The organism is Nonomuraea sp. NPDC001831 (assembly GCF_042892035.1).
Taxonomy (GTDB): domain Bacteria; phylum Actinomycetota; class Actinomycetes; order Streptosporangiales; family Streptosporangiaceae; genus Nonomuraea.
The window spans coordinates 151,077-165,330 of sequence record NZ_JBIATU010000007.1 but is presented as its reverse complement, the minus strand read 5'-3'; the positions used below and the strand labels follow the sequence as shown (position 1 = coordinate 165,330).

The following is a 14,254-nucleotide window of genomic DNA, read 5'->3' as shown; positions in this document are numbered from 1 at the left end:
TGGGTCACCTGGTGTCAGCCACTACTGTTGGCCCGATCGAGCCTCACCGTTGATTTCAAGGAGCCGCACGAAATGGTCCGTTACCGCGTGCGCGGTGGCAACGCACTGCGTGGAACCGCGTTCATCCAGGGCGCGAAGAACGCCGTGCTTCCCATGATCGGTGCGGCTCTGCTGGCCGCCAAGGGCCGTACCGTGCTGCGGAACGTGCCGATCATCGAAGACGTCCGGCGCGCGGTCGAGCTGGCCGAGGCGATCGGCGCGTACGTGGAGCTGCACGAGTCCGAGCGCACGCTGGTCATCGACGCCTCCCGGCTGAGCAGCCCGGTGTTGCCGGCCGAGATCGCGCGCCGGTTCCGCGGCTCGGTGCTGTTCACCCCGGCGCTGCTCCACCGGCTCGGCGAGGCGATCGTGGAGGGCGTGGGCGGCTGCAACCTCGGCAGCCGCAACCTCGACTTCCACTACCTGGGCTACAAGCGGCTGGGCGCGGTCGTCGACGAGGGCGAGACCGTCATCCACGTCAAGGCCAGCGGCCTGACCGGCGCGACGCTCTACCTCGACACGCCCTCCCACACCGGCACCGAGAACCTGATCATGGCCGCCGCCCTGGCCAAGGGCACGACGGTGATCGAGAACGCGGCCCTTGAGCCGGAAGTGCTCGACGTCATCGACATGCTCACCAAGATGGGCGCGCGCATCAGCGGCGGCGGCACCGGGTTCATCACCGTCGAGGGCGTGGAGGAGCTGCACGCCGTCGAGCACACCGTGATGCCCGACCGGCTCGACGCGGGCGTGTTCGCGATGGCCGCGGCGATCACCGGCGGCGAGCTCAGCCTCGTGGGCACCGGCCTCGACCTCGGCGTCGTCCGCTACAAGCTGGAGCAGATGGGCGTCGACTTCGCCCGGCAGGGCGCGGTGCTGCACGTGCGCTGCGACCGCCCGCTGCGGCCCATCAACATCATCACCGACACCTACCCCGGGTTCGCGACCGACCTGCAGTCGCCGATGATGACGGTGGCGGCCCTGGCCGACGGCACCAGCTACATCCACGAGCGCATCTTCGACGGCCGCTTCGCCCTGGCCGGCGAGCTCAACAAGATGGGCGCCGACGTCGAGGTCGACGGCAGCCGGGCCGTCGTGCGCGGGCGCACGCCGCTCAAGGGCGCACAAGTCACGGCGCACGATCTGCGCTCCGGTATCGCGCTCGTGCTCGCCGGTCTGGCGGCCGAAGGAGAGACCGTCATCGAGTCCGGATACCTCATCGATCGCGGCCACGCACATCTCGCGGCGCGAATGCGCGCGCTCGGCGCGGACATTACACGAGAGATTTCTGAGCGCTAAAAAACATGAGAAAAACCGCGTTGAGCTGCTGAGACATCTTGTCGGGCGGTCAACCAGAACGACTTTCCGGAAAAGTCGGGCGTGACATTACGGCCCCCGCGAGCGATCGTTCCAAAAGAGAGCACTGCAACGGACGGCAGGATGGGACGAACATTGGTCGAGAGGGCCGAAGAAACTCCCCGAGTGTCACGCCCGGGCGCCATGACACCGGACCTCACCATCGGCGTGGTCGGACCCCACGACCTGGTCGAGCGAGTCATGCTGATGGGTCACGCCGCGGCACCGCTGCCGTGTCGCCTGGTCGCGGCCGCGTACCGCGATGAGCAGGAGGCGCCCGACAAGGTGACGCGGCTCGGTCCCGGTGTCGACGCGTGCCTGTTCGCCAGCCCGGTCCCCTATGACCTGGCCAGGCGATCAGGCGTGCTGACGATGCCCGCGACCTACGTGCAACTCGGCGGAGCGGCATTGGTGGCGGCGCTGGCGAAGGCCGCACTTGACACTCGGATGGACCCGCAACGGGTCAGCGTGGACGTGGTCAGCAGGGCGGATGTCGAGGAGGCGTACACCGACCTCGGCATACCGGCCACGGACGTGCACAGCCGCGACGAGCCCGGAGCCACGGGCACGATCGCGGCCTACCACGAACGGCTGGCCCGCCAGGGCGCCACCTCGGGGGCACTGACGTGCCTGCCCGCGGTGGCCGAACGCCTGCACGCCGCCGGCGTGCCGGTCATCAGGATCAGGCCGACCTCGGCCGCGGTCCGGACGGCGCTGCACACCGCGGCGCTGCTCGGGGCGCATCACCGGCTGGAGGAGTCGCAGCTCACCGTGGTGCTGGTGGAGGTGCCGACGCTGCGCGAGCCCGTGCGGCGCGCGGCGCCGCGCTACTGGCGCGACGAGCTGCGGCTGTCGCTGCACCGGTTGCTGGTCCAGGAGGCGAACCGGATCAACGCGACCGTCTGGCCGATCGACGATCACAGTTACCTGGTCACCGCGACCAGGGGCTCGATCGCCGCGGCCACCGACGGGTTCCGGGTGCTGCCCTTCGCGGCCAGGATCCGGGACGAGCTGGGGCTGGCGGTCGAGGTGGGCGTCGGCATGGGGCGGACGACACACGACGCGGAGTCGCACGCGCGGGCCGCGCTGGCCCGTACCCAGGCGGGCAAGCAGGCGCAGGGGTTCGCGGTGGACCGCGAGGGCCGGGCCCTCATCCCGGCCCCCCGGATGCCACCCACCGGGTCGACCGCGCTCAAGCCGAAGGGCGTGGAGGTGCTGGCCAGGCTGGCGGCCAAGCTCGAAGGCGGCGACACGGTGGTCGACGCCGAGGGCGCGGGCAAGATGCTCGGGGTGACGCCGCGCACGGCTCGGCGGTTGCTGCGCACGCTGGTTGACGAGGGACTCGCGTGGCCGCTTCCGCCGAACCGCACCCCGCAGCCGGGGCGTCCGCGCCAGCTCTACCGGCTCATCGTGGAGAAGCTCGGACCGCGGTGACCGTACGGGGGCCCGTCGCCCCATTTCAGGGGCGACGGGTGCCCGGTTCTTGACCTGGGGAGTCAAAGGTACAGACAATCCGCTTGACTCTTGTGGTCTTATTGGTTGACCCGAGTAGATCCGGGTATGTTCTCCCACGCCCCCGATCGACGGGATTCGGACGGGGGCGCCAAACTTTCCCGCACAGCCCCTTCGCCGCCGCCCTTTTTACGGAAGGCGTCCGGACGGGGCTGTGAGGCCGTTTGGCGGCACTGTCGGGCCACCGGGCATGTCCGGATATAGCCGGTCACACCAACCCGCCTGGGACGCTTTCAGCAGGCGCACACCATCGCCCGTCCAGCAGACGCACGCCGTCGTCCGCGCCGGCTTCAGCAGGCGCACGCGATCCCCGACACCGGCGCCGTCAGGGCGTCGACCGGTCGCCGGCTCACGCCCGACGCGGTCTCGACCGGAAAGCCCTCCCTGGCCCAGTACTCGAAGCCGCCGAGCATCTCCTTGACCGCGTAGCCGAGCCTGGCGAACTCCAGCGCGGCCCGCGTGGCGCCGTTGCAGCCAGGGCCCCAGCAGTAGGTGACGACGGTGACGTCCCGGGGGATCAGCGCGGCGGCCCCGGCGGCGATCTCGGCCGTGGGCAGGTGGACCGCCCCCTGCACGTGCCCCTGGTCCCAGCTCTCCCGGCTGCGCGAGTCCACGACCACGACCTCCGGCACGCCGGCGGCCAGGTCGGCGGCCACGTCGGAGACGTCGGTCTCGAAGGCCAGGCGGGCGGCGAAGTGGGCGAGCGCGGCGGCGTTGGGGGCGGCGGGGGTGGAGGTGACGGCTGACATCTACGACATGTCCCTTCATTGCTGGTCAGTCGCGATCCTCCCAGCCGGCCCTCGCACTCAACAGTGGCACGAAAGCCGCCTGTCGCTAATATCGCGCCAAATCCCGAAGTCCGATACCCGCAGGTGCTTTGTCGGAGTCGCCGGATAAAGTCATGACCCATGAGTGCGAACACCACTGACAGCCGGGCTCCCGTCCTCGTCTGGAGTGCCCTGGCGATCGTGTACGTGGTGTGGGGCTCGACCTACCTCGGCATCAGGATCGCCATCGAGACCATGCCGCCCATGCTGAGCGGCGCGCTGCGTTTCGTGACGGCCGCGCTGCTGCTCGGCGGCTTCCTGCTGATCAGGAAGGGCCTGGAGCCGTTCCGGGTGTCGTGGCGGCAGGTCTGCGGGGCCGGGCTGGTCGGCCTGCTCCTGCTGACCAGCGGCAACGGCATGGTGGCCGTGGCCGAGCAGCACATCTCCAGCGGCCTGGCCGCGCTGCTCGTGGCCTCGGTGCCGCTCTGGCTCGTCGTGTTCCGGATCCTGGTCAGGGACCGGCCGGCCGTGCTGACGCTGGCCGGCGTGCTCGTCGGGTTCGGCGGCGTCGCGGCGTTGTCGCTGACCGGCGGCCAGTCGGTGGACACCACCGGGATCGTGGTGATCCTGGTCGCCTCGTTCTCGTGGTCGGTCGGCTCGTTCCTGTCGGCGCGCATCCCCATGCCCGCCAACCCCTTCGCGGCCAGCTCGATCGAGATGCTGGTCGGCGGCGCCGGCCTGGCCGTGACCGGCACGGCGCTCGGCGAACGGCTCGACCTGGCGGCGATCTCCGGACGGTCCTGGGCGGCGCTGGCCTACCTGGTGCTGGTCGGCTCGCTGGTCGGCTTCACCGCCTACACCTGGCTGCTGGGGAACGCGCCGATCTCGCTGGTCTCCACGTACGCCTACGTCAACCCGGTCGTCGCCGTGATCCTCGGCGTGCTGGTCGTGAACGAGCACGTGACGCCGCAGATCATCGCCGGCGGGGCGGTGATCCTGGTGGGCGTCGCCCTGGTGGTCTCCACCGAACGACGCGCCAAGGCCAGGACCGCGCCCCTCGCCGAAGAGGTCAGCGCCTAACCGCGGAACGCCTTGGCCGCGGCGAGGAAGGCGTCGTTGGCCTCGGGGTCGCCGATGGAGACCCGGGCCCCCTCGCCCGCGAACGGCCGTACGGCCACGCCCTCCACCGCGCAGGCGGCGGCGAAGTCGAGGGTGCGCTCGCCGAGCCGCAGCCAGACGAAGTTCGCCTCGGTCGGCGGAACCGTCCAGCCCTGCTCGATCAGCGACTCGCGGACCCGGCTGCGCTCCTTGACCACCCGCTCGACCCGCTCCAGCAGCTCATCCTCGGCCTTCAGCGAGGCGACGGCGGCAACCTGCGCGAGGTGGTTGACGGCGAACGGGATGATCGTCTTGCGGACGGCCGCCGCCACGGGCTCGTGCCCGATCAGGTAGCCGACCCGCAGGCCCGCCAGCCCGTACGCCTTGGAGAAGGTGCGCAGCACGCAGACGTTCGGCCGGTCGCGGTAGAGCGTCAGGCCGTCGGGGACGTCCTCGTCGCGGACGTACTCGCGGTAGGCCTCGTCCAGCACCACGAGCACGTTCTCCGGCACGCGGTCGAGGAAGGACACCAGGGCGTCGCGGCGGATCGCGGTGCCGGTGGGGTTGTTGGGGTTGCACACGAAGACCATGCGGGTGCGGTCGGTGATCGCCTCCGCCATGGCGTCCAGGTCGTGGTCCTCGCCCGCCAGCGGCACCTGGACGGACGTGACCCCCGCCAGGTCCGCCAGCAACGGGTACGCCTCGAACGACCGCCACGCGTAGACGACCTCGACGCCGGGCTCGCCGACCGTCTCGAACAGCTGCTGGGCCACCGTGACCGAGCCGGCGCCCAGCGCGATGTGCTCGAACGGCACGCCGTACCGCTCGGCGATGGCCTCGGTCAGCCCGACGGCGCCGGGGTCGGGATAGCGGTTGATCTGCCGGGCTCCCTCGGCGACGGCCTCGACCACGGAGGGCAGCGGGTCGTAGGGGGATTCGTTCGAGGAGAGCTTGTACGACCGGCCGTCGGCGGAGACCACGGCCTTGCCCGGCTTGTAGGGGGGCATGGTGTCCAGGATGTGGCGGAAACGAGGCATAGAACTACCTTAAAAGGCCACGCCCGATGAAGCATCCGCCAGCCCCCGCACGTCGGGAGGGCTCATGGCCGGGTGCGCTCCCAGCGGATCTCGCCGTCGTGCACGAGGTCGGTGGGGTGGAGGCCGGCGTGCGCGGCGACCGCGGCGGAGGCCGCGTGGCCCGGGTGGATGTGGGCGACGACCGTGCCGAGGTCGTGGGCGTCGCACCAGGAGACCAGGGCGCGGGCGGCCTCGGCGGCCAGGCCGCGGCCCTGCCAGGGCACCCCGACCACCCAGGCGATCTCGGCCGTGCCCGCCTCGACGGTCGCCTGCACGTAACCGGCCAGCCGGCCGTCGGCGCGCAGGCGCAGCACCCAGTTGCGCCAGCCGGGCGGGCCCCCGACCAGGCGTTCGTAGCGGGCGCGCAGTTCCTGCTCGGTGGCGGGGGCGCCGCCGACGAACTCGTGCAGGCGCGGGTCGGCGAGCACGGCCGCCATCTCCGCCGCGTGCTCGACGCGCAGGGGCACGAGCGACAGGCGAGGGGTCTCGATGACGTCGACGAGGTCGTTCGGGATGGTCACTCCTGGAGCATGGGCGGGTGGAGGAGCTCGGCGGGGCCGCGGCGGTAGAGCTTGGCGGGGCGGCCGCCGTCCCTGGTGGTGGTGGCGCCCGTCTCCACCAGGAAGCCCTCCGCCTTGGTGACCTTCCGGTGGAAGTTGCGGGGATCGAGGGCGCGCCCCCAGACGATCTCGTACACCCGCCGCAGGTCCGCGACGGTGAACTCCGGCGGGCAGAAGGCCGCCCCCAGGGACGTGTACTCCAGCTTGGCGCGGGCGCGGTCGACGCCGTCGAGCATGATGCGGCGGTGGTCGAAGGCCATGACGGAAAGCGCCTCGACCGGCTGCCAGCTCATGTGCGCCTGCTCCGAGGCCGGCAGGTCGGGGGCCAGGCCCAGGTAGGCGACGCTCAGCACGCGCTGGCGCGGGTCGCGGTCGGGGTATCCGTACGTCTGGAGCTGCTCCAGGTGCACCGGGGCGCCCGGGAGCCCGGCCCGCTCGGCCAGCACGCGGTGGGCGGCGGCCGGCAGGTCCTCGTCGAGCTGGATGAACCCGCCCGGCAGCGACCAGCGGCGCAGGAACGGCGGATTGTCGCGCCGCCACACCAGGGCGCTGAGCGCGTGGTTGCGCACGGTGAGCACGACCAGGTCGACGCTGACCGGGATGCTCGGGACCATGGACGGCACGTTACACGGAGTCCCGTCTGCCCTATGCGGATATGCGTACGTGGAGGGGCGTCGTGGCCTCCTTGCCGGACGCCCCCTTGATCCCTATCTTGACCCACTCCCCGGGCGGCACCTGGGTCCAGTCGAACGGCACCCAGGCCGTCGCCATCCGGGCCGGGTGCTCGTCCAGCGGGTCCTTGTCCAGCCAGCCGACGGCCGAGACCACCAGTTCCTTGGTGCCGCCGGACCATTCGACGAGCACGGTGCTGCCGTCGAGGTTGTAGCCGCGCACCTCGACGCCGTCCTGCGGGTCGCGGGCCCGCCTGATGGCGTCCACGGCGATCGGGCGCTGCCAGTCGCGGGCGATCTCGTCCTGGAGCGAGGGGTCGCCGCAGGTCATGAAGTCGCTCCACATGTAGGAGACGATCTTCTGGACGTACCGGCCGGCCATCGTGACGGCCTGGTCCAGGCGCTTCTTGTCGGTCTGGCCGCGGGTGCCCTGCGGGGCGCACGGCTGCTTGCCGGACGGCTCGAACGCCTCCACGTTCGCCCACAGCTCCACCTCGTGACCGGCCTGGAGCATCTCGTCGCGGGCCTTGGCCATCTCCCGGTAGTAGTCGCGGGTCGAGCCGTGGTACGCGGTGCCGTACGTGGCCTCGCCCACCACCGGGCGCAGCCGGTCGTCCACCTCGGTGTCGCGCTCGTCCGGCCAGAACAGGCCGACCTTGCCGGTGCCCCGGCTGTCCTGCGGGGCGATGATGCCGACGCCGGTCCGGGCCAGCGCCTTGAACGCCTCGGCCACCTGCGCCGGCGTCTGGCCGAAGCCGACCCGCTTGCGCGCGTCCAGGTACGGGCTGATCAGGATCGGCTTGCCCAGCTCCTGCTCCACGATCCGGTGCTGGTCGGCGTACACCTCAAGGGTGGGGTTGGTGGCCAGCGTGGCCCCCATCTGGACCTCGAACGGCTGGTAGACGCCGCCCAGGGCCTGCCGGTCGGCGAAGCGCACGCCGTAGTCCTGCAGGATGCGCCGGGTCAGCGTGGTGAGGGTGCCGATGTGCCGCTTGTTCGCCCTGGTCGGCGTCTCGGAGTCGCGCGGGGCGAGCGGCAGCGCGGGGAAGACCCGCATGCTGAACTGGTCGGCCAGGTCGAGCAGCTCGTTCAGGCTGTCCTTGGCCGAGCCGGCCACCAGGATCAGGTCGTACGACGTGGCCTTCTTGGTGAAGTCGCAGGTGGCGTCGTCGGAGCCGTCCGGAGGGGCGACCATGCGGTAGTAGATGCGGTCGCCGGCCTTGACCGCGTGTTCCATCTTGGGGCAGCGGAACAGGCCGCCGCCGAACGCCTCGTCGGTGCGGTAGACGTACGTGCGCCCGATCCGGTTGCCGGGGTTGGCCTTGCGCAGGTCCCGTTCGGCGGCGTCGTGGCAGCTCAGGCCGTCCTCTTCGCACGCCTTGTACAGCGGGTCGAGCGTTCCGTCCTTCGCCAGCACCTCGCCGGTGTCGTCGGAGACGCTCCGGAACTGCAGGCCGTACCCGATCCTGATGATCGTGTCGCCGCCGGCGCGGTGGATCTCCTGGAGCTGGTGACGCCAGGTGCACGGGTTCGACTTCGGCGTGATCCAGTAGCCGGTGACGGCGTAGAAGTTCTTGGTCGTGGTGTCGAACGTGCCGCAGGGGTCGGTGAACTCCTTGACCTTCGGCGGCGGCGGCGTCGAGACCGTCCTGGACGGCTTCGGCGTGCTCGACGAGGACGCGACCGGCCGCTCGGACGACGACGGGAAGAGGATGATCACCACCGCGACCACGGCCAGGACGGCTGCGCCCACGAGCAGGAAGAGCCATCGCACGTTCAGGAACCTACCGCTCTCGTGATCTGCCGGAGATAAACCGCTATCGGGTGATTCCGGCCCATGCCTCAAGCTGGGTCACGAACCGCTTGGCCGAGTTCGGCCAGTGGTGGTTCGCGCGGGCCGCGGCGTACCCGCGAGCACCCTGCGCCCGCCGCTCGCGCACGTCGTCGCGCAGCGTCAGCACCGCCTGCGCGACGGCCTTCGGGTCCTCCCAGGGCACGACGACGCCGCTGTCGTACCGCTCCACCAGCTCGACCGCGCGCGGCGACGGCGTCGTGATGACCGGGATGCCGTGCGCCATGTACTCCACGATCTTGGTCGGCATCGAGTGCCGGTAGTTGGGCTCGTCGTGCAGCAGCGACAGCCCGGCCAGCGCCCCGTCGAGCCGCTTGAGCGCCTCGTCGTTGGGCATGAAGTCACGCCACTCCAGCAGCCCGTCGGCGACGGCCTGGTTGAGCATGGGACGGCTCTGCGGATCGGCGTACCCGATCAGCTCCACCGTCACCCGGTACGGCTGCAGCAGCTTGGCCACCTCGACGGCCTCGAACACCCCGCGCGCCCGCGACAACCACCCGAGGTAGACCACCCGGTCGTCGCCCGGAGGCGTCACCGAGTCCGGCACCCAGGTCTCGTTGGGCACGATCAGGTGGGCGTGCTTGAAGCGGCCCGCATAGGCGGTCTCGGCCAGCAGCAGATGCATGTGCCGCTCGGCCGTGCCCTCCAGCATGCGGGCGAAGAAGCGCACCGGCGGGCGCAGGAACGAGGGCAGCCACGGCTTGAGCGACAGCGTCGCGGGGGTGTCCTCGTGCACGTCCCAGACCACCGGCGGCCGGTTGCGCACGCCCCAGACCGCGAACAGCAGCTCCGGGTCGTGGATCAGGACCAGGTCGACCTTGTTCCGCATGCGCTTGAACAGCCGCCGGGCGGCCCAGACGGCCGCCATGCGTTTGCGCTGGGCGGCCCTGGGCAGATCGACGCCGTTGACCCATGGACGCGGTACGACCCCGTGTGCCGAGAAGGAGGCGGCATACGTGACCTCATGACCGGCATCCACGAGGGCACGGATCTGCCGATGCAGAATTCTCGCGTCCTCGGGGTTATGCACCACCGTCATGACGAGCACGTGCACTGCGCGCAGCCCTCCGTCGCTACAGCCGCTCGACGCGTTCACCCTCGGTGAGCACACCGCGGGTGTCCAGCACGAGCTTGGCCTTCGCCTCGACCATGGCCAGATCGAACGCGGCGTGCTGCTGCAGCAGCAGCGTCACGTCGGCGTTGACCACGGCCTCGGCCAGATCCTCTTCCCGTGGCACCGGAGTGCCGTCGACCGACCACTCCTTGACGTACGGATCGGCGAACGAGAGGTCGGCCCCCAGTTCCAGCAGCGCACGCGCCACCGGCAGAGCCGGAGTTTCCCGTTCGTCGGCGATATCCGGTTTGTACGTGACGCCGAGCATAACCACTCGGGCGCCGTTCACGGGCTTCTTGTGTCTGTTCAGCAGTCGCTGGACGCGCGCCACCACGTAGGACGGCATGCGCTCGTTGATCTCCTGGGCCAGCTCCACGAACCTGAACGGGTACCCGAGCTTGCGCACGGTGTAGGACAGGTACGAGGGGTCCACGGGGATGCAGTGACCGCCGACGCCCGGCCCCGGCAGGAACTTTTGGAAGCCGAACGGCTTGGTGGCCGCGGCCTCGATCGACTCCCACAGGTTGATGCCGAGCTCGTCGCAGAAGATCGCCATCTCGTTGACGAGGGCGATGTTGACGTGCCGGTAGGTGTTCTCCAGCAGCTTGGCCATCTCGGCCTCGCGGGTGCCGCTGACCGGCACCACCTGCTCGATGAACTGGTTGTAGAACGCCGTCGCCCGGTCGCGGCAGACCGGCGTGTAGCCGCCCACGACCTTCGGGGTGTTCTTGAGCCCGAACTTCGGGTTGCCCGGGTCGATGCGCTCGGGCGAGAAGGCCAGGTGGAAGTCCACGCCGGCGGCCAGGCCCGACTGCTCCAGCAGCGGGCGGGCCACCTCGTCGGTGGTGCCGGGCCAGGTGGTGGATTCGAGCACGACGAGCGTGCCCTTGCTGAGGTTGCGGGCGACGGCCTTGGTCGCGCCCTCGACCGCGGACAGATCGGGACGGTGGTCCTCGTCCAGCGGGGTGGGTACGCAGATGACGATCGTGTTGCTTCTGGCCAGCACGGACTCGTCCAGCGTCGCGCTGAATCCGTTCGCCAGCATGTGATCGAGGTCAGCGTCGGTCAGGTCATCGATGTAGGACTGCCCGGCGTTGAGCGCGTCGACCTTCCGGGGGTCGACGTCCACGCCGACGACCCGCAGCCCGGCGGCAACCGCTTCCTTCGCAAGCGGCATACCGACGTAGCCCAGGCCGATGACAGCCAAGTCGATTTCTGTCACAGCAGTGCCTTCGAGAGCCGGAAACAACACTTCATGGTCGCAAAGGTTATCTCAAGTCCACCTAGCTCACGCCTAATGCGACCGAACCCGTCACAACGTACAGGCAACGTGGAGGTCATCTTTCGGCAAGCGATCGGTACAGGGCTTGATAAGTCTCGGCAACGCGGCTCCAGGTCCGCTTCGCGGCGACCTCGGCGCGTCCGGCCTCGCCCATCTCCGCCCGCCTGGCCGGGTCCTCGCGCAGGCCGGCGATGGCCTTGGCCAGCTCGGCCGGGTCGCCGGGAGGCACCAGCAGGCCGGCACCGTCGGAGCCGACGAGCTCGGACAACGCGGGCAGATCGCTGAGCACCACCGGCTTGCCGAGCGCCATCGCCTCGACCGGCTTCAGGGGCGTGACGAGCCGGCAGACCCGCAGGTCCTCGCGCGGGCAGGCGAAGATGTCGATGGCGTCCTGGGCCTGCAGCGCCTCGTCGGGACCCACCCGGCCGGGCAGGACGGCGTCGCGCAGCCCCAGCTCCTCGACCAGGGCGAGCAGGTTCTCCCGCTCGGCGCCGTCGCCCACGATGAGCACCCGCACCGGCGTGCGGTCGTCGCGCAGCAGCGCGGCGGCGCGCAGCAGGGTGGCGAAGCCCTCGTAGGCCACGATGCTGGACACCGAGCCGACCACGATCTCGCCGGGGGCGATGCCGTACGCCTCGCGGAAGGAGGCGCCGTCGTAGTGGGCCGACAGCAGGGTGTCGTCGACGGCGTTGGGGGCCAGGTGGATGCGTTCCCTGGGCACGCCGCGCTCGACGATCTCGGTGGCCATCGTCTCGGCCAGCGTGACGACCGCGTCGGCCTCGCGCATGAGGAACGCCTCGCGCTCGCGCTGGAGCACGTGCCGCTGGCTGCCGACCCGGATCGGGTCGCGAGAGGCCCACGTCTCCTCCAGGAAGCCGCGCACCTCGTAGACGAACGGGGTGCCCGTCCGGTCGCGGACGGCGTGGGCGACCGAGCCGTTGCGGTGGTCGGTGGCGGCGTGCAGGACCTGCGGGCGCAGCTGCTCGACCAGGCGGGTGACGCCCTCGGCGCCCTTGACCATGCGGCCGCGCATCTCGAACGGCACCTCGCCGTGCCCGTCGGGCAGCAGGCGGTAGTACGGGATGCCGTCGATCTCCTCCTGCGCGGGCGCGTCGGCGTGCCCCTGGAGCATGGGCCAGCCCCAGCTCGTCACGACGTGCGGGTCGAGCCCGGCCGCCTTCTGGGAGGTGACGATCCGGTGGGTGCGCACGGTGTAGCCGGCCTGCGTGTACGGCAGCGCGTTGGTGACCAGGTGCAGCACGCGGCCCTCGACGCGCCCGGCGATGGCGACCTTCGGCCCCGGCGGGATCGGGTCGGGGCTGATGGCGGCCAGCTCACCGCGGTAGTAGGCGGCCCTGCGCTTGACGAAGGGGTATTTGGTGTGCGCGTCGAGCACCTCGGCGGCCTCGGAGACCCGGCCGGCGTCCCAGTGGGCCTTCGCCTCGTTCCACGGCGCCTTGATCATGCGCATGCCGAGCTTGCGGACCATGCGCCGGGCGCCACGGGCGGCCGGCCAGGCCACGCTGCCGACGAACGGGCGCAGCTTGGGCGGGAGCGCGTCGGCGGCGGCCTGCGCCACGCGGACGGGGTCGGACTTGACCTTGGTCACGACGACGCGGGAGACGATGACGGGGTGCTGGACGAAGCCTTTGAGAAGTCCCCCGACGCCGGCCCGGGCGGACTTCGCGGAAACCTTGGAGGAGTCTTGACGACTGGCGTCGGATGCCACGCTGGGACCGTACCATAGGCAGCGTTTTTTCCCTTCCGCTATGAAAGGCGAGGTCAATGAGGGAGAACCCCCTGGTCCTGCACGTTTTGGGTGCTCGTCCCAATTTCGTGAAAGCGGCCCCGGTGGTGCGTGCACTCGGTGAACTCGGCGTGCGGCAGGGCATCATCCACACCGGTCAGCACTACGACGCGCTGATGTCGGACGTCTTCTTCGCCGATCTCGGCCTGCCCGAGCCGGTGGCCAACCTGGCGGTGGGCTCCGGCACGCACGCCAGGCAGACCGCGGCCCTGCTCGTGGGCCTGGAGGACGTCTTCGTCGCCCAGGAGCCCGACCTCGTCGTGGTCTACGGCGACGTGAACTCGACGCTGGCCGCGATCCTGGTCGCCGCCAAGCTCGGCATCAGGACGGCGCACGTCGAGGCCGGGCTGCGCTCGTTCGACCGGGGCATGCCCGAGGAGGTCAACCGGGTCGTCACCGACGCGCTGGCCGACCTGCTGTTCGTCACCTCGCCCGAGGCCCTCGCCTATCTGGCCTCGGAGGGCGTGCCGCCCGCGAAGGTGCACCTGGTGGGCAACCCGATGATCGACAGCCTGTTCGCCGCGCTGCCCTCGCTGGACCCGGCGCCGGTGGTGGCGCGGCTCGGCCTGCCGTCCCGGTACGCCGTGGCGACCCTGCACCGCCCGGCCAACGTGGACACCGCCGAGGCCGCCAGGGAGCTGGTCGAGGCGGTGCTGGAGGTGTCGCGGCGGACGCCGGTCGTGGTGCCGGTGCACCCGCGCGGCAAGGCGCGGCTGGCCGAGGCGGGTCTGGTGGACGGCGACACGATCAAGGTCATCGAGCCGCTGGGTTATGTGGACTTCCTCTCACTCGTCCGGGGCGCGGCGCTGGTCGTCACCGACTCCGGCGGCGTGCAGGAGGAGACGACCATGCTGGGCGTCCCGTGCCTGACGCTGCGGCCCAACACCGAGCGGCCGATCACGATCACGCACGGCACGAACCGCCTGGTCACGCCCGCGCTGCTGCCCGCCGCCGCGGAGAAGGCGCTCGCCGACGGCGCCGCCACCCCGGCCGGCGAGCTGCCGGTGTTGTGGGACGGCAAGGCCGGTCCGCGCATCGCGACGGTGATCGCGGCGTGGCTGAAGGGCGACAACCTGGCCCCGGCTTCCCAGGCCAAACGCCCCGAATAGCGACTGAATCC

Annotated in this window: 12 protein-coding genes; 4 read left to right on the top strand and 8 right to left on the bottom strand. The window is 70.8% G+C overall.

The window, feature by feature from the left end; genetic code table 11:
* Positions 1–72 precede the first annotated feature (72 nt).
* Positions 73–1,338, top strand: coding sequence for a UDP-N-acetylglucosamine 1-carboxyvinyltransferase (gene murA / locus ACFYYW_RS23885; protein ID WP_352318025.1), 1,266 nt, complete (start codon positions 73–75; stop codon positions 1,336–1,338).
* A gap of 201 nt (positions 1,339–1,539) precedes the next feature.
* Positions 1,540–2,829 (top strand): GTP cyclohydrolase IIa, encoded by a 1,290-nt coding sequence (locus ACFYYW_RS23880; protein WP_125644142.1) that lies wholly within the window; start codon positions 1,540–1,542, stop codon positions 2,827–2,829.
* A 368-nt stretch (positions 2,830–3,197) separates the two neighbouring features.
* Here ACFYYW_RS23880 and ACFYYW_RS23875 read toward each other — a convergent pair whose 3' ends face one another.
* Complete coding sequence (locus tag ACFYYW_RS23875) at positions 3,198–3,656, bottom strand: rhodanese-like domain-containing protein (RefSeq protein ID WP_387651571.1); 459 nt, start codon at positions 3,654–3,656, stop codon at positions 3,198–3,200.
* A gap of 159 nt (positions 3,657–3,815) precedes the next feature.
* On the opposite strand from ACFYYW_RS23875, the gene ACFYYW_RS23870 reads away from it, so the two are divergent.
* Positions 3,816–4,754, top strand: coding sequence for an EamA family transporter (locus ACFYYW_RS23870; protein WP_352318029.1), 939 nt, complete (start codon positions 3,816–3,818; stop codon positions 4,752–4,754).
* Here the strand turns inward: ACFYYW_RS23870 and hisC are convergent.
* The 7 genes from hisC to ACFYYW_RS23835 form a co-directional block, all read right to left on the bottom strand.
* Positions 4,751–5,809 (bottom strand): histidinol-phosphate transaminase, encoded by a 1,059-nt coding sequence (gene hisC, locus ACFYYW_RS23865; RefSeq protein ID WP_352318031.1) that lies wholly within the window; start codon positions 5,807–5,809, stop codon positions 4,751–4,753. The genes ACFYYW_RS23870 and hisC overlap by 4 nt on opposite strands.
* Positions 5,810–5,871: 62 nt before the next feature.
* Positions 5,872–6,369 carry a GNAT family N-acetyltransferase gene (locus ACFYYW_RS23860; RefSeq protein ID WP_387651568.1) on the bottom strand — a complete coding sequence of 166 codons (498 nt, stop codon included), beginning with the start codon at positions 6,367–6,369 and terminating at the stop codon, positions 5,872–5,874.
* The gene (locus tag ACFYYW_RS23855; protein ID WP_352318034.1) at positions 6,366–7,022 is read right to left on the bottom strand and encodes an NUDIX domain-containing protein; all 657 of its coding nucleotides are present in this window, start codon (positions 7,020–7,022) and stop codon (positions 6,366–6,368) included. Before ACFYYW_RS23855 ends, ACFYYW_RS23860 begins: the two co-directional genes overlap by 4 nt.
* Before the next feature lie 31 nt (positions 7,023–7,053).
* Complete coding sequence (locus ACFYYW_RS23850) at positions 7,054–8,853, bottom strand: DUF4434 domain-containing protein (RefSeq protein ID WP_387651564.1); 1,800 nt, start codon at positions 8,851–8,853, stop codon at positions 7,054–7,056.
* Between the two features lie 43 nt (positions 8,854–8,896).
* A complete protein-coding gene (locus ACFYYW_RS23845; protein ID WP_352318038.1) occupies positions 8,897–9,985 on the bottom strand; it encodes a glycosyltransferase in 1,089 nt (362 codons plus the stop codon).
* 19 nt (positions 9,986–10,004) lie between these two features.
* Positions 10,005–11,267 carry a nucleotide sugar dehydrogenase gene (locus ACFYYW_RS23840; protein ID WP_387651561.1) on the bottom strand — a complete coding sequence of 421 codons (1,263 nt, stop codon included), beginning with the start codon at positions 11,265–11,267 and terminating at the stop codon, positions 10,005–10,007.
* Between the two features lie 115 nt (positions 11,268–11,382).
* Positions 11,383–13,056 (bottom strand): glycosyltransferase family 4 protein, encoded by a 1,674-nt coding sequence (locus ACFYYW_RS23835; RefSeq protein ID WP_387651559.1) that lies wholly within the window; start codon positions 13,054–13,056, stop codon positions 11,383–11,385.
* A gap of 56 nt (positions 13,057–13,112) precedes the next feature.
* On the opposite strand from ACFYYW_RS23835, the gene wecB reads away from it, so the two are divergent.
* On the top strand, positions 13,113–14,243 hold the full coding sequence (gene wecB, locus ACFYYW_RS23830; protein ID WP_352318044.1) for a non-hydrolyzing UDP-N-acetylglucosamine 2-epimerase: 1,131 nt from the start codon (positions 13,113–13,115) through the stop codon (positions 14,241–14,243).
* The last annotated feature ends 11 nt before the right edge of the window (positions 14,244–14,254 follow it).